This is a genomic window from Streptomyces asiaticus, from assembly GCF_018138715.1.
GTDB classification, from domain to species: Bacteria; Actinomycetota; Actinomycetes; order Streptomycetales; family Streptomycetaceae; genus Streptomyces; species Streptomyces asiaticus.
In genome coordinates this window covers 406,503-425,098 of the sequence record NZ_JAGSHX010000006.1, presented here as the reverse complement: position 1 = coordinate 425,098, position 18,596 = coordinate 406,503, and the positions used below count along the sequence as shown (strand labels likewise).

The window sequence follows — 18,596 nt, the reverse complement described above, 5'->3', positions numbered from 1 at the left end:
GGGTGGATGCGGTTAGGGGTGGTTGAGCCGACTCCCGCCCCATACCGTCGACTTTCGGATCATGGTCAGTCCAGTCGCGTCGTAATCTCAACTGAGAGAAGAGTCTGAGGTCGTGATGTCGGAGAACTCCCTGATGCGTGACGGGCACATCGCAGTCGTCGGTATGGCATGTCGCGTGCCGGGCGCATCGACCCCGGATGAGTTCCGGCAGTTGCTGCGCAATGGAGAGAGCGCCATCACGGAGATCCCGGCGGACCGGTATGCCGATGAGCTCCGGGACGCCGGTATTCGATTCGGTGGATTCGTCGAAAGGGCAGCCGAGTTCGATCCGGAGTTCTTCGGGATTTCACCCCGAGAGGCACGGGCGATGGACCCCCAGCAGCGGCTCGCGCTGGAACTGTGCTGGGAGGCGCTGGAAAACGCGGGACTCGTCCCGGCGCGACTCGACGGCAGCCGCACCGGCGTCTTCATCGGCGCCATCGCCGACGACTACGCGGCCCTGGTCCACCGCGGCGAACCGGCCGCCATCACCCAGCACACCCTCACCGGCCTCAACCGCGGCATCATCGCCAACCGGGTCTCCTACGCCCTCGGGCTGCGCGGCCCGAGCGTGGCCGTGGACACCGGGCAGTCCTCGTCCCTGGCCGCCGTGCACCTGGCCTGCGAGAGCCTGCGGCGCGGCGAGAGCGAGACCGCCGTCGCGGGCGGCGTCCAGCTCAACCTCGCCCCCGACGGCTTCATCGCCGCCTCCCGGTTCGGCGCGCTCTCCCCGGACGGCCGCTCCTTCACCTTCGACGCCCGCGCCAACGGCTATGTGCGCGGCGAGGGCGGCGGCCTCGTCGTGCTCAAACGGCTCCCGGACGCGCTGCGCGACGGCGACCCGGTGCTGTGTGTGATCCGCGGTTCCGACGCCAACAACGACGGCGGCGGCGACAGCCTCACCACCCCCGCGGCCCACGGGCAGGAGGCCATGCTGCGCGCCGCCTACGAGCGCGCCGGAGTCGACCCCGCCCGGGTCCAGTACGTCGAACTGCACGGCACTGGCACCAAGGTCGGCGACCCGGTCGAGGCCGCGGCGCTGGGCGCGGTCCTCGGCGCCGGCCGAGCGGACGGCGCGCCGCTGCGGGTCGGCTCCGCCAAGACGAACGTGGGCCACCTCGAGGGCGCGGCCGGGATCACCGGCCTCATCAAGACGGTGCTCTCGCTCGCCCACCGCGAGCTGTTCCCGAGCCTCAACCACGAGACGCCGAACCCCGCGATCCCCCTGGACACCCTGGGCCTGACGGTCCAGACCGCCCTCGACGCCTGGGCCCCGGAGCCGGACGCCCCACGGCTCGCGGGTGTCAGCTCGTTCGGCATGGGCGGCACCAATGTGCACATGGTGCTGGAGGAGGCACCCGCCGACGACCCGGCCGCGGAACGGCAGACGGCCCTCGACACGGTGCCGTGGGTGCTCTCGGCCCGTAGCGAGGGCGCGTTGCGCGCTCAGGCGGAGCGGCTGCGGTCGTATGTGGCGGCGCGGCCGGAGCTGGATCCGGTGGACGTGGGCTACTCGTTGGCGCTGACCCGGTCCGCCTTCGGCCACCGGGCGGCGGTCGTCGGTCGCGACCGTGAGGAGCTGCTGAACGGGCTGGAGCAAATCGCCGCGGGCGTGGTCCCGGGCGCGGAGGCGGTCAGCGGCGGCACGGCGTTCCTGTTCACCGGTCAGGGCGCCCAACGGCTCGGTATGGGGCGGGGGTTGTACGCGGCGTTCCCGGTGTTCGCGGCGGCGTTCGACGAGGTGTGCGCGGGGCTGGACCGTCATCTGGGCGGTTCGGTGCGGGAGGTGGTCTTCGGCGGGGATGCTGAGGCGCTGGATCGGACGGTGTTCACCCAGACCGGGCTGTTCGCTTTGGAGGTGGCGCTGTTCCGGCTGGTGGAGTCCTGGGGTCTGGTGCCGGACTTCCTGGTGGGCCATTCGGTGGGGGAGTTGGCGGCGGCCCATGTGGCGGGGGTGTTCTCGCTGGAGGACGCCGCCGCTCTCGTAGCGGCGCGTGGCCGGTTGATGCAGGGGCTGCCCGGCGGCGGTGCGATGGTCTCCCTCCAGGCCCCGGAGGCCGAGGTACTGCCGCGTCTGGTCGGTTACGAGGGCCGGGTGAGCGTTGCGGCGGTCAACGGCCCGGTGGCGACCGTCATTTCCGGTGAGGAGTCCGCGGTGCTCGCGGTGGCGGACGCGGTGGGGGTCAAGAGCAAGCGGCTGAGCGTCTCGCATGCGTTCCACTCGCCGCTGATGGAGGGGATGCTGGGCGAATTCGCCGAGGTGGCGGGCCGGATCACCTACGCCATGCCGCACATCGCGATCGTCTCGAACCTCACGGGCGAGTTGGCGGGCGATGAGGTGTGCTCGCCGGAGTACTGGGTGCGTCATGTGCGTCAGGCGGTGCGCTTCGGGGACGGCATACGGTTCCTCGAAGGGCAGGGTGTCACTCGCTTTGTGGAGCTCGGTCCGGCCGGTGTGCTCTCCGCCATGGGGCAGGAATGCGTCTCCGGTCCGGCCGCGTTCGTACCGCTCCTGCGCAAGGACCGCGAGGAGACCGAGGCGCTGCTCTCCGGGGTCGCCCAGGTGCACGCTCACGGTGGCGAGGTCGGCTGGGAGCGGGTGTTCGCCGGGCGCGGCGCGCATCGGGTGGAGCTGCCCACGTACGCCTTCCAGCGGCAGCGCTACTGGCTGGACACCGACCTCCCCGGCACCGAGGACGCCGCCACCGATGAACCCCTCTCCTGGCGTGCGGAGTTCGCGGCCCTGACCGACGCCGCCGAGCGCGAGCGCGTGGCGCTGGAGCTGGTCCGAACGCACACCGCCTGGGTGCTGGGCTCCCCGGGACCCGACGCGGTCGACCCCGAGAAGATCTTCAAGGACCTCGGCTTCGACTCGCTGATGTCCGTCGAACTGTGCAACCTCCTCAGCACCGCCACCGGAACACGGCTCGCCGGGACCGTCCTCTTCGACCACCCCACCCCGCTGGCCCTCTCCCACCACCTCCGGGAGGTGGTGGTGGGCACTCGGCCGGCCGTGGCCCCGCGCCCGGCCGCCACCCGGACCGTCACCACGGACGACGACGACCCGATCGCCATCGTGGCGATGAGCTGCCGCCTCCCCGGCGGGGTGCGCACCCCCGAGCAACTGTGGGAGCTGGTCAGCGAGGGCCGGGACGCCATCGCCGGCTTCCCCGCCAACCGGGGCTGGGATCTGGACGCGCTCTACGACCCGGACCCGGCCCGCCACGGCACCAGCTATGTGCGCGAGGGCGGATTCCTCTACGAGGCCGACCAGTTCGACCCGGCCTTCTTCGGCATCAGCCCCCGCGAGGCCCAGGCGATGGACCCCCAGCAGCGGCTGCTGATGGAGACCGCGTGGGAGGCGTTCGAGCGCGCCGGGATCGACCCCACCACGCTCAAGGGCAGCGACGCCGGTGTCTTCGTCGGCGCCATGCCGCAGGACTACGGGCCGCGGATGGACGAGGCGTCGGAGGGGTTCGAGGGCTATCTGCTCACCGGTGGCACCACCAGCGTGGCCTCCGGCCGGATCGCCTACACCTGGGGGCTCGAGGGTCCGGCGGTCACCGTCGACACGGCCTGCTCGTCCTCCCTGGTGGCCCTGCACATGGCGGTGCGGTCGCTGCGCCAGGGCGAGTGCTCGCTGGCGCTGGCCGGCGGCGCCACCGTGATGTCCAGCCCCGGGATCTTCGTGGAGCTGAGTCGCCAGAAGGCGCTGTCGCCCGACGGCCGCTGCAAGGCGTTCTCGTCCGACGCCGACGGCACCGGCTGGGGCGAGGGCGTGGGCATGGTGCTGCTGGAGCGGCTGTCGGACGCGCGGCGCAACGGCCACCAGGTGCTGGCGCTGGTCCGTGGCTCCGCCACCAACCAGGACGGCGCGAGCAACGGCCTCACCGCCCCGAGCGGCCCGGCCCAGCAGCGGGTCATCCGGCAGGCGCTGGCCGACGCGGGGCTCACCGCGGCCGATGTGGACGCGGTCGAGGCCCACGGCACCGGCACCTCGCTCGGCGACCCCATCGAGGCGGGCGCGCTGCTCGCCACGTACGGCCGGGACCGTGCCGAGGACCGGCCGCTGTGGCTCGGCTCGCTGAAGTCCAACGTCGGCCACCCCCAGGCGGCCGCGGGCGTGGCCGGTGTCATCAAGATGGTGCTGGCGCTGCGCCACGGCGTGCTGCCCCAGACCCTCCACGTACACGAGCCCTCTCCGCATGTGGACTGGTCGTCCGGGGCCGTGGAGCTGCTGACCGAGGCCCGGCCGTGGCCGGAGCCGGAGACCGGGCGGCCGCGCCGCGCGGGCGTGTCGTCCTTCGGCATCAGCGGCACCAACGCGCACGCCATCCTGGAGCAGGCCCCGGCCGAACCGGCCGCCGGCCACGACGAGCCGCGCCCGGCGGCCCCGGGGCTGCCCGTGCTGCCCTGGGTGCTGTCCGGGCGCACCGAACAGGCCCTGCGCACCCGGGCCGAGCAGCTGCGGGACCAGCTGGCCGACCACCCAGGCACCGACCTCGCCGCACTCGGCCACGCCCTCGCCACCACCCGCACGGCCTTCGGCCACCGGGCGGTGGTCCTCGGCCGGGGCCGGGAGCGGCTCCTGGACGGCCTCGGCGCGCTCGCGCAGGGCACCCCGGCGCCCCATGTGGTCCAGGGCACGGCGGGCGGCCGGCGGAAGACCGTGTTCGTCTTCCCCGGGCAGGGCTCGCAGTGGATCGGGATGGCGCTCCCGCTGTGGGACACCTCGCCGGTCTTCGCGGAGCGGCTGGAGGAGTGCGCCGACGCCCTGGAGCCGTTCCTGGACTGGTCGTTGCGCGATGTGCTGCGCGGTGAGCCGGGCGCGCCGTCGCTGTCCCGTATCGACGTGGTGCAGCCCGCGCTGTTCGCGGTGATGGTGTCGCTGGCGGCGCTGTGGCGCAGTCACGGCGTCGAACCGGCCGCGGTGGTCGGCCACTCGCAGGGCGAGATCGCCGCCGCGTACGTGGCCGGAGGGCTTTCGCTCCAGGACGCCGCCAAGGTGGTGGCCCGGCGCAGCCAGGCATGGGCCGAACTGAGCGGCAAGGGCGGCATGCTCTCGGTGCTCGCGTCGGCCGGGACGGTCGCGGAGCGGCTGCGGCCGTGGAGCGAACGGCTCGGCATCGCCGCCGTCAACAGTCCCGCCACCGTGACCGTCTCCGGCGACCCGGAGGCCCTGGACGCCTTCATGGCCGAGCTGGCCGCCGACGGGGTGAAGTCCCGCCGGGTGCCGGGCGTGGACACCGCCGGACACTCCCCGCAGGTCGACGGGTTGCGCGAGCGGCTGCTGCGCGAGGTGGCGGGGGTACGGCCGCGCGCCTCGCGGATCGCGTACTACTCCACGGTGACCGGTGGACCGCTGGACACCACCGAGCTGGACACCGACTACTGGTACCGGAACATGCGCGAGCCGGTGGACTTCGAGCGGGCCACCCGGGCGCTGCTGGCCGACGGCCACACCGCGTTCATCGAATGCTCCCCGCACCCCATGCTCGCCATGTCGCTCCAGCAGACCATCGAGGACGCGGGCGGAAACGCCGCCGTCGTCGGCACGCTGCGCCGGGACGAGGGCGACCCGGAGCGCTTCGTGGGCTCGTTCGCCGAGGCGTACGTGCAGGGCGTCGAGCCGTCGTGGGACACGGTGTTCGGGGGCGCCCCGGGGCGCGGTGAGCGTGCCCCGGAGCTGCCGACGTATCCGTTCCAGCGGCAGCGGTACTGGCTGGACAAGCCGGCCGCGGCGAGCGATGTGGCGGCGGCCGGACTCGACGCGGCCGGGCATCCGCTGCTCGGCGCGGCGGTCCCGCTGGCGGGCGCCGACGACCACCTGTTCACCGGCCGGATCTCCGCACAGGACCACCCCTGGCTCACCGAGCGCACCGGCCCCGACGCGGCCGTGCTCCCCGGCAGCGCCCTCGCCGAACTGGCGATCCGCGCGGGCGACCAGGTCGGCTGCGACCGGATCGAGGAACTGTCCCTGGAGGCGCCGCTGGTGCTGCCCGAGAAGGGCGCCGCGGTGATCCAGGTGCGTATCGGCGCCCCGGACGGCGGGGGCTTGCGCGCCCTCAGCGTCCACGCGCGCGCCGAGGGCGCCGACCCGGACGAGCCGTGGACGCGGTACGCCACGGCGGTTCTGGGCACGGGTGCTCCGGCCGCCGACATCGGCCTCGCCACGTGGCCCCCGGCCGACGCCGTCCCGGCGGGGGTGGCCGGAGGCTCCGTCGCGGCCTGGCGGCTCGGTGCGGACCTCTACGTCGAGGTCGGGCTGACCGAGGCCGAGGAGGCCGACGCCGCGCGCTACGGACTGCACCCGGTGCTGCTGGAGTCGGCGCTCGACGCGGTGGAGACCCCGGGCGACGGTGGCGGCGATGGCCATGGCGACGGTGGCGGGTCGCGGCTGGCCGCCGTATGGAGCGGTGTCGCCCTGTACGCGACGGGTGCCACCGCGCTGCGGGTGCGGCTGACGCCGACGGGTCCCGGTACGTACGCGGTCGTCGCGGTCGACCTGAGCGGCGCCCCGGTGGCGTCGGTGGACCGGCTCGTGCTGCGCGCGGTGGACACGCCCGAACCGATCGGCGGCCGCTCCGCCCTCCACCCGTCGCTGTTCCGGCTGGAGTGGCCCGCGGTGTCCGGCGACACCATCTGGACCCCGGCGAGCTGGGCGGTGCTCGGCGACGACCCGCTCGGGCTCTCCGCGGCCGTGGACGCGGTGCCGTACGACGAGACGGCGGACGCGCCGGACGCGGTGCTGGTGCCGTGCGTCGCCGAGGGCGACGGCGATGTGGCGGAGGCGGCCCACGCGGCCACCCACCGAGCGCTGGCGCTGATCCAGCGCTGGATCTCCGATGAGCGCCTCGCCTCGTCCCGGCTGGTGTTCCTCACCCGCGGCGCGGTCGCGGCCGCCCCCGGCGAAGCGGTCCCGGACGTGGCCCACGGAGCCGTATGGGGCCTGGTGCGCTCGGCCCAGTCGGAACACCCCGGCCGCTTCGTCCTCGTCGACCTCGACGCCGATCCGGAGTCGGCGACCGCTCTCCCGGCCGCGGTGGCTTCTGGCGAACCTCAGTGCGCGGTACGCGAGGGACTGGTGAGGGTGCCCCGGCTGGGGCGGGTGGCGAGGGGGACGGGGGCCACCGAGGCTACCGCCACCGCGCTTACCGGGGCCACCGCCACCGGGGTCGCGGAGGTTGCCACCACCGGAGCTGCCGGGGCCGCAGGCCCCGGGGCTACCGGGACTGCTGGGGCTGCCGCGGTCGCCGCAACCCGGGCTGCCGGGGCTGCCCAGGGGGCCGGTGCCACCGGCACTGTGGCCGCCGCGACCGGGCCCGCCGAGACCACCGCCGCCCGGGCCACCGGGCCCGCCGGCGGCCACCGGCCGCTGGACCCCGAGGGCACCGTCCTCATCACCGGCGCCACCGGGACCCTCGGTGGGCTCGTCGCCCGCCATCTGGTGGGCGAGCATGGCGTACGGCATCTGCTGCTGGTCAGTCGGCGTGGGCCCGCGGCCGACGGTATGGGTGAACTCCGCTCGGAGCTGGCCGGGTCGGGAGCCACCGTCACCGTCGCCGCCTGCGACGCCGCCGACCGGGAGGCGCTCGCCGGGCTTCTCGGCGCGATCCCCGCCGCGCGTCCACTGACGGCCGTGATCCACGCGGCGGGTGTGCTCGACGACGGCGTCGTGGACGCGCTGAACCCCGAGCGGCTCGACCGGGTGCTGCGGCCCAAGGTCGACGCCGCGTGGAATCTGCACGAGCTGACCGCGGACCACGACCTGGCCGCGTTCGTGCTCTACTCCTCCGTCGTCGCCACCATCGGCAACGCCGGACAGGCCAACTACGCCGCCGCCAACGCCTTCCTGGACTCCCTCGCCCAGCACCGCAGGGCCCGTGGCCTGGCCGCCCAGTCCCTCGCCTGGGGCCTGTGGGAGCAGCGCAGCGGCATGAGCGGGCATCTGGACGACGCCGATGTGCGGCGCATGGCGCGCTCCGGCATCCGTCCGCTGCCCAGCGCGGAGGGCATGGAACTCTTCGACGCCGCGCGGGAGGCGGGCGATGCCACGCTGGTACCCGTCCGGCTCGACCTCGCCGAGCTGCGCAAGCGCGCCGCGAGCGGCGCCGCCACCCCCGGCCAGGACGCCGTACCGGCCCATCTGCGCGGCCTGGTCCGGACACCGGTGCGCCGCGTCGTACGGGCCGGTGGCGGAGGCGGGGCCGCGGAGAGCGACGAGAGCTCGTTCGGGCGGCGGCTGGCCGCCCTGCCGGCGGCCGACCGGGACCCGTTCCTGCTGGACCTGGTGCGGGAACACGCGGCGGGCGTGCTGGGGCTCGCCGCCCCGGACGACATCGAGGCCACCCGCGCCTTCCGCGAGGTCGGCTTCGACTCCCTGACCGCCGTGGAGTTGCGCAACCGGCTGGGCGCCGCCACCGGGCTGCGGCTGCCGACCACCCTGCTCTTCGACTACCCGACCCCCGCCGTGCTGGTGGACCACCTGCGGCGCGAGGCACTGGGCGAGCAGGCGGAAGTGGCGGCCGTGGTGGCCGCCGTCCGCCCCGCCGATGACGATCCGATCGCCATCGTGGCCATGAGCTGCCGGCTGCCCGGCGGGGTCCGCGGCCCCGAGGACCTGTGGGAGCTGGTGGCGGACGGCCGCGATGTGATCTCGACCTTCCCGACCGACCGCGGCTGGAACGTCGAGGAGCTCTACGACCCCAACCCCGATACGCCGGGCCGGAGTTACGCCAAGGAAGGCGGCTTCCTCTACGACGCCTACGACTTCGACCCCGAGTTCTTCGGGATCTCCCCCCGCGAGGCGCTGGCCATGGACCCGCAGCAGCGGCTGCTGCTGGAGACCTCCTGGGAGGCGCTGGAGCGCGCCGGGATCGACCCGCACTCCACGAAGGGCAGCACGGCGGGCGTGTTCATCGGCTCCACCGGCCAGGACTACGCCTCGCGGCTGGGCGAGATCCCCGAGGACATGGAGGGGTATCTGCTGACGGGCAAGGCCGCCAGTGTGGTCTCCGGCCGCATCGCCTACTCCCTCGGCTGGGAGGGTCCTGCGCTCACCATCGACACCGCGTGCTCCTCCTCCCTGGTCGCCATCCACCAGGCGGCGCAGGCGCTGCGCCAGCGCGAATGCTCGATGGCGCTGGCGGGCGGCACGACGATGATGTCGACGCCGAGCCTGTTCATCGAGTTCAGCAGGCAGCGCGGGCTCGCCCCGGACGGCAGGTCGAAGGCGTTCTCCTCCGACACCGACGGCACCAGCTGGGGCGAGGGCGTCAGCATGGTGCTGCTGGAGCGGCTGTCCGACGCGCGGGCCAACGGCCATGAGGTGCTGGCGCTGGTGCGTGGCTCGGCCGTCAACCAGGACGGCGCCAGCAACGGCCTCACCGCCCCCAACGGCCCGTCCCAGCAGCGGGTGATCCGCCAGGCGCTGGCGAACGCCGGGCTGTCGGCCGATGAGGTGGACGCCGTCGAGGCGCACGGCACCGGCACCACGCTCGGCGACCCGATCGAGGCCCAGGCCATCCTCGCCACCTACGGCCAGGGCCGGGAGGCCGAACGGCCGCTGAGGCTGGGCGCGTTGAAGTCCAACATCGGCCACACCCAGGGTGCGGCCGGCGGCGCCGGTGTCATCAAGATGGTCATGGCGATGCGCCACGGCCTGCTGCCCAGGACGCTCCACGTCAAGGAGCCCACCCCGCATGTGGACTGGACGGCCGGGGCCGTCGAGCTGCTGACCGAGGCCAGGGAGTGGCCCGCGGGCGAGCGGGTGCGGCGCGCCGGGGTGTCCGCCTTCGGCATCAGCGGCACCAACGCCCACCTCATCCTGGAGGAACCGCCCGCCGCCCCGGCCACCGAACCGGCCACCGAGCCGGAGCCGTCGGTGCGCACCGATGTGGTCCCGTGGGTGCTCTCGGCACGGGGCGAGGTGGCGCTGCGCGCTCAGGCGGAGCGGCTGCGGTCGTATGTGGCGGCGCGGCCGGAGCTGGATCCGGTGGACGTGGGCTACTCGTTGGCGCTGACCCGGTCCGCCTTCGGCCACCGGGCGGCGGTCGTCGGCCGCGACCAGAAGGAGCTGCTGAGGGGACTGGAGCAGCTCGCCACGGGTGTCACCCCGGGCACGGTGGCCGACGACGAGGGCAGGACGGCGTTCCTGTTCACCGGTCAGGGCGCTCAACGGCTCGGGATGGGGCGGGGGTTGTACGCGGCGTTCCCGGTGTTCGCGGCGGCGTTCGACGAGGTGTGCGCGGGGCTGGACCGTCATCTGGGCGGTTCGGTGCGGGAGGTGGTCTTCGGCGGGGATGCTGAGGCGCTGGATCGGACGGTGTTCACCCAGACCGGGCTGTTCGCTTTGGAGGTGGCGCTGTTCCGGCTGGTGGAGTCCTGGGGTCTGGTGCCGGACTTCCTGGTGGGGCACTCGGTGGGGGAGTTGGCGGCGGCCCATGTGGCGGGGGTGTTCTCGTTGGAGGACGCCTGTGCGCTGGTGGCGGCGCGTGGCCGGTTGATGCAGGCGCTGCCCGAGGGCGGTGCGATGGTGTCGCTGAAGGCCGCCGAGGCCGATGTGACACCGCGTCTGGTCGGTTACGAGGGCCGGGTGAGCGTTGCGGCGGTCAACGGCCCGGTGGCGACCGTCATTTCCGGTGAGGAGTCCGCGGTGCTCGCGGTGGCGGACGCGGTGGGGGTCAAGAGCAAGCGGCTGAGCGTCTCGCATGCGTTCCACTCGCCGCTGATGGAGGGGATGCTGGGCGAATTCGCCGAGGTGGCGGGCCGGATCACCTACGCCATGCCGCACATCGCGATCGTCTCGAACCTCACGGGCGAGTTGGCGGGCGATGAGGTGTGCTCGCCGGAGTACTGGGTGCGTCATGTGCGTCAGGCGGTGCGCTTCGGGGACGGCATACGGTTCCTCGAAGGGCAGGGTGTCACTCGCTTTGTGGAGCTCGGTCCGGCCGGTGTGCTCTCCGCCATGGGGCAGGAATGCGTCTCTGGTCCGGCCGCGTTCGTACCGCTCCTGCGCAAGGACCGCGAGGAGACCGAGGCGCTGCTCTCCGGGGTCGCCCAGGTGCACGCTCACGGTGGCGAGGTCGGCTGGGAGCGGGTGTTCGCCGGGCGCGGCGCGCATCGGGTGGAGCTGCCCACGTACGCCTTCCAGCGGCAGCGCTACTGGTTCGACCCCGCCACGCCGGGAACGCCGACCGACGCCGCCACCACGGACGCGTCCTCCGTGGAGGCCCGCTTCTGGGAGGCGGTCGAGCGCGAGGACCTGGAGGCGCTGACCACCACCCTGGAGATCGACCAGCAGGCGCGGCTCGGCGACCTGCTGCCCGCGCTCTCCTCCTGGCGCCGGAGCCAGAGCGACCGCGCCACCGTGGACTCCTGGCGCTACCGGATCACCTGGTCCCCGATGGCCGTCGAGGGGCGTACGGCGCCGCTGTCCGGCACCTGGTGGGTGGCCGTGCCGGAGGGCCGGGCGGACGGCGCGCGGGTCGCCGCCGTGGCGGCCGCCCTCGACCGGCGCGGGGCGCGCGTGGTGCCCCTCACCGTGGCCACGACCGGCCGTGACGCGCTGGCCGCGCGGCTGCGCCACGAGGCGGACACCGGTGGCACACCGGCCGGTGTGCTCTCGCTGCTCGCCCTCGACGACGGCCCGCACCCCGAACACACCGCGCTCAGCACCGGTCTGGCCCTCAACGTCGGGCTGACCCAGGCGCTGGGCGACGCGGGGATCGCCGCCCCGCTGTGGCTCGCCACCACCGGCGCCGTCTCGGTGAGCGGATCCGATCCGCTCGGCAGCCCCGCGCAGGCCGCCACCTGGGGCCTCGGCCGGGTCGTGGCCCTGGAGCACCCGCAGCGGTGGGGCGGACTGGTCGACCTTCCCGAGAACCTCGACGAGCGCACGGCGGACCGGCTGTGCGCCGCGCTCTCCGGCATCGCCGGCGACAGCGGCCTGGAGGACCAACTCGCCCTCCGCGACGCCGGGGTGTTCGTCCGGCGGCTGGTCCGGGCGCCGCTGCGCACACCGGGCCGGGAGAGCTGGAAACCGCATGGCACCGTGCTGATCACCGGGGGCACCGGCGGGCTCGGCGCCCAGGTGGCCCGCTGGCTGGCCCGCTCCGGCGCCGAACACCTCGTGCTCACCAGCCGCCGCGGCATGGCGGCGCCCGGCGCCGCCGGACTGCGCGACGAGCTGATCGCGCTGGGCGAGGGCGGTGTCCGGGTGACGGTGGCGGCGTGCGACGTCCGCGACCGCGACGAGGTGGCGGCACTGCTGCGCCGGATCACCACCGGGGGCGACCCGGTGCACGCCGTCTTCCACGCGGCGGGCGTCGTGGAGTTCTCCCAGCTCGCCGACAGTACGGTGGCCGACTTCGCGGAGATGGCCGACGGCAAGGTGCTGGGCGCCGCGCATCTGGACGCGTTGCTGGACCAGGACCACCTCGAGGCGTTCGTGCTCTTCTCGTCCATCGCCGCCACCTGGGGGAGCGGCGGGCAGAGCGCCTACGCGGCCGCCAACGCCCATCTGGACGCCCTCGCCGAGCACCGCGAGGCACGCGGCCTCCCCGCCACCTCCGTGGCCTGGGGGCCCTGGGCCGACCACGGCATGATCGAGCACGGCGAGGTGGCGGAGCACCTCAGCCGCCGTGGACTGCCCGCGATGGCACCGGAGCTGGCCGTGACCGCGCTGAGCGAGGCGCTGCACACCGGCGAGACCTCCCTCGTCCTCGCCGATGTGCGCTGGGACCGCTTCGTCCCCGGCTTCACCGCCGCCCGCCCCCGGCCGCTGATCGGCGAGCTGCCGGAGGTGCGCGACGCCCTCGCCACCACCGCGGCTCCCGACACCACCGGGCCGGACGACGTGGCGGACACCTTCCTGGCGAGCCTCGCGGACCTGACGGGCGAGGACCTGGACCGGGCCCTGCGGGACCTGGTGCACGCCCAGGCGGCGGCCGTACTCGGCCACTCCTCGTCCGACGCGGTCGCCGGCGGCCGCCCGTTCAAGGAGCTGGGCTTCGACTCGCTCACCGCCGTCGAACTGCGCAACCGGCTGGCCGCGGTCACCGGACTCGACCTGCCCGCCACCCTCGTCTTCGACTATCCGGCGCCCGCGCCACTGGCCGAGTACCTGCGCGGCCAGCTGCCGTCGGCCCGCCCGGCGGACGCGCGCACCCTCTTCGACGACCTGGACCGGTGGGAGTCCGCGCTGCCGGAGCTGATGGCCGAGGACGGGGTGCGGGAGCGGCTGACGGGGCGGCTGAACGACCTCATGGCGAAGCTGGGCGGCACGCCCGGGGAACACACCGGCGGGCCGTCCCCCGACACCGGCCTCCTCTCCGCCACCGCCGACGAGGTCTTCGACTTCATCGACAACGAATTCGGGGCTTCCTGATGGCGAACGAGAACGAAGAGAAACTCCTCACCTACCTCAAGCGGGTCTCCTCCGACCTCAAGCAGGCCCGTGACCGGCTGGAGCGGATCGAGGCCGATGAGCGGGAGCCGATCGCCATCGTCTCGATGGGCTGCCGCTTCCCCGGTGGTGTCCGCTCGCCGGAGGACCTGTGGCGGCTGGTGGCCGAGGGCCGCGACGCGATCTCGGAGTTCCCCGCCAACCGGGGCTGGGACGTCGATGGGCTCTACGACCCCGACCCGGGCCGGTCCGGCACCTGCAACACCCGCGAGGGCGGCTTCGTCCACGACGCCGACCAGTTCGACCCGGCCTTCTTCGGCATCTCCCCGCGCGAGGCGCTGGCCATGGACCCGCAGCAGCGGCTGCTGCTGGAGGTGTCCTGGGAGGCGATCGAGCGCGCGGGCATCGACCCGCTCTCGCTGAAGGGCACCAGGGCCGGGGTCTATGTGGGGCTCGCCTCGTTCCAGTACGGCGGGGACCCGCAGTACGCCCCGCAGAGCGTCGAGGGCCATCTGCTGATCGGCAACGTCTCCAGCGTGGCCTCCGGCCGGATCTCCTACACCCTCGGCCTCGAAGGGCCGGCCATCACCCTGGACACCGCGTGCTCCTCGTCACTGGTGACCATGCATCTGGCGGCCCAGGCGCTGCGCCGCGGCGAATGCTCGCTGGCGCTGGCCGGAGGGGTGGCGGTCATGGCCACCCCGGGTGTCTTCGTCGAGTTCAGCCATCAGCGTGGACTGGCCGCCAACGGCCGCTGCAAGTCCTTCGCCGCGGGCGCCGACGGCACCGGCTGGGGCGAGGGCGCGGGCATGGTGCTGCTGGAGCGGCTCTCCGACGCCCGCCGCAACGGCCACCCCGTCCTCGCCGTGCTGCGATCCAGCGCGATGAACCAGGACGGCGCCAGCAATGGCCTCGCCGCGCCCAACGGCCCGGCCCAGCGCCGGGTCATCGAGGCGGCGCTGACCGCCGCCGGGCTCACCGTGGACGACGTCGACGCCGTCGAGGCCCATGGCACGGGCACGGCGCTCGGCGATCCCATCGAGGCGGGCGCGCTGCTCGCCACGTACGGCAAGGGCCGCGCCTCCGGCCATCCGCTGTGGCTCGGCTCGCTCAAGTCCAATATCGGCCACACCCAGGCGGCGGCCGGGGTCGGCGGGGTCATCAAGACGGTGATGGCGCTGCGCCACGGCACGCTGCCGAGGACACTCCATGTCGAGCAGGCGTCCCCGGCCGTCAACTGGTCCTCCGGCTCCGTCGAGTTGCTGACCGAGGCGCGGGAGTGGCCGGAGCGCGGCCGTCCGCGCCGCGCCGGGGTGTCCGCGTTCGGCGTGAGCGGCACCAACGCGCATGTCATTCTCGAACAGGCTCCGGCTGAGGAGGAGGACGGCGAAGAAGGCGTCCCCGCCCTGGACGGGACCGCGCTCGGCGGATCCGCCGTCCCCTGGGTGCTCTCGGGCAGGAGCGAAGCGGCCCTGCGGGCACAGGCGGAGCGGCTGCTGGCGCGTCTGAACGAGCGCCCCGAGGTGTCCCCGGCCGATGTCGGCCACTCGCTCGCCACCGGACGGTCGGTCTTCGAATACCGCGCCGCGGTGGTGGGCGCGGACCGCCCCCAACTGCTGGGCGCCCTGGAGGCGTTGGCCTCCGGCGGGGTGTCCCCGGGGGTGGTGCGCGGGGAGGGCGCGGCGGTGCCCGAGGCCCGTCCGGTGTTCGTGTTTCCGGGGCAGGGGTCGCAGTGGGTGGGGATGGCGGTGGAGTTGCTGGACTCCTCGCCGGTGTTCGCGGGTCGGTTGGCGGAGTGCGAGGCGGCGCTTTCGGGGTTTGTGGAGTGGTCGTTGGCGGAGGTGCTGGGGGATGAGAAGGCGCTGGGGCGGGTGGATGTGGTGCAGCCGGCGTTGTGGGCGGTGATGGTGTCACTGGCGGAGGTGTGGCGGGCGTGTGGTGTGACTCCCGCCGCCGTGATGGGGCATTCGCAGGGGGAGATCGCGGCCGCGGTGGTGGCGGGTGCGCTGTCGCTGGAGGACGGGGCGCGGGTCGTCGCGCTGCGGTCGCAGGCCATCGCCCGTGGGCTGGCCGGACACGGCGGCATGATGTCCGTGTCGCTCCCGGTCGAGGAGGTGCGGGAGCGGATCGCCGCCTGGGACGGCCGTATCTCCGTGGCGGCCGTCAACGGCCCCGGCGCGGTGGTCGTCTCCGGCGAACCGGAGGCCCTGCGCGAGCTGCTGGCCCAATGCGAGGCCGAGGACGTCCGGGCGAAGCTGATCCCGGTGGACTACGCCTCGCACTCCGCGCAGGTGGAGGAGATCCACGACGAACTGCTCCGGATCCTCGCCCCTGTCCGGCCGCGCACCTCGCGGATCGTCTTCCACTCGACCGTCACCGGTGAACCCCTGGACACCGCTGGGCTCGACGCCGCCTACTGGGCGCGCAACCTGCGGGAGACCGTACGGCTCGAAACGGCCACCCGGGCGCTGCTCACCAGCGGCCACCGGCTGTTCGTGGAGGTGAGCCCGCACCCCGTGCTGGCCGCCGCCATCGAGGCCACCGTCGAGGCGGCCGAGGGCTCGGCCGCCGTCATCGGCACCCTGCGCCGCGAGGAGGGCGGCCCCGAGCGGATGCTGCTCTCGCTCGCCCAGGGCTACGTCCATGGCGCGGAGGTGGACTGGCGGGGACTGTTCGCCGGACGGGGAGCGAGGCGCGTCGACCTTCCCACCTACGCGTTCCAGCGCACCCGCTACTGGGTCGAGCCCCGGACCGGCCCCGTCGCGGAGGCGGCCACCGGCCCGGCGGAGACGGAGTTCTGGACCGCGGTCGAGAACGCGGACCTGGACACGCTGACGGCGACGCTGGGCGCGGCCGCCGACGCGCCCCTCAGCGAGGTGCTTCCGCTGCTCTCGTCGTGGCGGTCCCGGCTGAGCGACCAGGCGGCGCTCGACTCGTGGCGTTACCGCATCGGCTGGCAACCGCTCGACTGGCAATCGCTCGACGGCCGGCGGACCCTCACGCTCCCGGGCCGCCTCCTGGTGGCGGTGCCCGCCGAGGCTCGCGCCACTGACACCGAGGCCACCGATACCGAGGCCACCGATACCGAGGCCGCCGATACCGAGGCCGCCGAGGCCGGGCCCGCCGACGCCCGGGCCAACGACTCCGGTGCCACCACTGCCGGAGCCGTCGACACCGGAACCCTCGACACCACGGTCGCCGAGGCCGGGCCCGTCAGCTCTGGAGCCACCGACACCGAGGCCGGTGCCGCCGGTCCTGCCACCGCCGGGCTCACCAACAACGCCCCCGCCACCCCTGGCCCCGCTGTCACCAAGGCCATCATGGCCGGGCTCGCCGCGCTCGGCGTCGAGGTCGTCCCCCTGCGCATCGGCCCGGACGACACCGACCGCACCCGGCTCGCCGCCCGTATCACCGAGGCCCTCGGGGACACCGGGGCGCCCGGCGGCCTGGTGTCTCTCCTCGCTCTCGACGAGGCACCGCACCCGGAACACCCCGACGTGCCCACCGGGCTCGCCACCACCCTCGACCTGGTGCGGGCGCTGGGCGAGGCGGGCGTCGACGCACCCCTGTGGTGTGTCACCCGGGGCGCCGTCTCCACCAGCGGCGCCGACCGTCTCGAAGCCCCCGCGCAAGCCCTCGTCTGGGGCCTGGGCGCTGTGGTCGCCCTGGAGCATCCACAGCGCTGGGGCGGGCTGATCGATCTGCCCGGGACGCTCGACGAGGGATCCCTCCGGGCGCTCGCCCGCGCCCTGACCGGCCAGGACGGCGAGGACCAGCTGGCCATCCGCGCCTCGGGGACCCTCGCCCGGCGGCTCCGGCGGGCCGGGGCCACCCGCTCCGGTGAGCGCTGGCAGCCCCGCGGCACCGTCCTGATCACCGGCGGCACCGGCGGCGTCGGCGCCCAGATCGCCCGCGGACTGGTCGACGAGGGCGCCGAACACGTGGTGCTCGTCAGCCGCCGTGGCCCCGAGGCCCCCGGCGCGGCCGCGCTGGAGGCCGAACTGACCGCGCGCGGCGCCCGGGTGACCGTCGCCGCGTGCGACGTGGCCGACCGCGAGGCACTGGCACACCTGCTGAACCAGGTCACGCGCGACGGCGCGGACCACCCGCTCACCGCGGTGGTGCACGCCGCGGGCGCGCTGGACGACGCCACCGTCGACGCGCTCACCCCCGAGCGGATCGAGGCCGTACTGCGCCCCAAGGTGGCGGGCGCGCGCCTGCTGCACGAGCTCACCCGGGACCTGGACCTGGACCTCGACGCGTTCGTCCTGATCTCCTCGATCGCCGGCACCGTGGGCGCCGCCGGACAGGGCAACTACGCGGCGGCCAGCGCGTATCTCGACGCACTCGCCCAACTGCGCCGCGCGGACGGCCTGCCCGCCACCTCGGTGGCCTGGAGCGCCTGGGCGGGCGGCGGAATGATCGACGGCGAGATGGCGGACCAGCTGCGACGCCGTGGCGCGCCGCCCATCGACGGCGTACGGGCGCTGGAACTGCTGCGGCAGACCGTCGCGCGAAGCGATGGCTTCCTCGTCGCGGCCGACATCGACTGGGGCCGTTTCGCCCCCGCCCTGTCCGCCACCCGTCCGCTGCCGCTGCTCGCCGACCTCCCCGAGGCGGGCGGCACTTGGCAGGACCCGGCCGGGGCGGAGCGGGAGGATGCCGGTGGCGCCGCCGCGCTGCGCACGCGGCTCACGGAGCTCGGCCCGGCCGACCGCCACACCGTCCTCGTGGAGCTGGTGAGCGAGCAGGCGGCCGCGGCCCTCGGCTACGCCGACGCGGGCGCGGTCGAGACCGGACGGGCCTTCAAGGAGCTGGGCTTCGACTCACTCACCGCCGTCGATCTGCGCAACCGGCTGAACGCCGCCACCGGGCTCCGGCTGCCCGTCACCCTCGTCTTCGACTACCCGACCGCCGACGACCTCGCCGTGCTGCTGCGGGAGGAGCTCCTGCCCTCGGGCGGGGAGCCCGCGGACACCGTGGCGCTCGCCGAGCTCGACCGCGTCCAGTCCACCCTCGCCGCCCTGGAGCTGGACGACATCGAATCGGCCACCGACGACGAGATGTTCGAGCTGCTCGACGGGGTGTTCGAGTTGCTGGGCCGGGATCTGACGGCCCCATGAACCGCCGCGCCACCGCCCCGGCCGCCACC

General features: G+C 74.3%; 2 protein-coding genes. Both read left to right on the top strand.

Annotated features, from left to right (window positions below; genetic code table 11):
- The first annotated feature begins 115 nt into the window (after positions 1-115).
- Entirely contained in the window at positions 116-13,426 is a 13,311-nt protein-coding gene (locus KHP12_RS50845; protein ID WP_308289338.1) for a type I polyketide synthase, read from the top strand.
- The gene (locus KHP12_RS09075; protein WP_211832507.1) at positions 13,426-18,567 is read left to right on the top strand and encodes a type I polyketide synthase; all 5,142 of its coding nucleotides are present in this window, start codon (positions 13,426-13,428) and stop codon (positions 18,565-18,567) included. The genes KHP12_RS50845 and KHP12_RS09075 overlap by 1 nt, the downstream gene beginning before the upstream one ends.
- Positions 18,568-18,596 lie beyond the last annotated feature (29 nt).

What these genes read in the sequence shown, in the direction of transcription:
- KHP12_RS50845 (WP_308289338.1), top strand. Translation starts at nt 116, where the DNA reads ATGTCGGAGAACTCCCTGATGCGTGACGGGCACATCGCAGTCGTCGGT.
- KHP12_RS09075 (WP_211832507.1), top strand. Translation starts at nt 13,426, where the DNA reads ATGGCGAACGAGAACGAAGAGAAACTCCTCACCTACCTCAAGCGGGTC.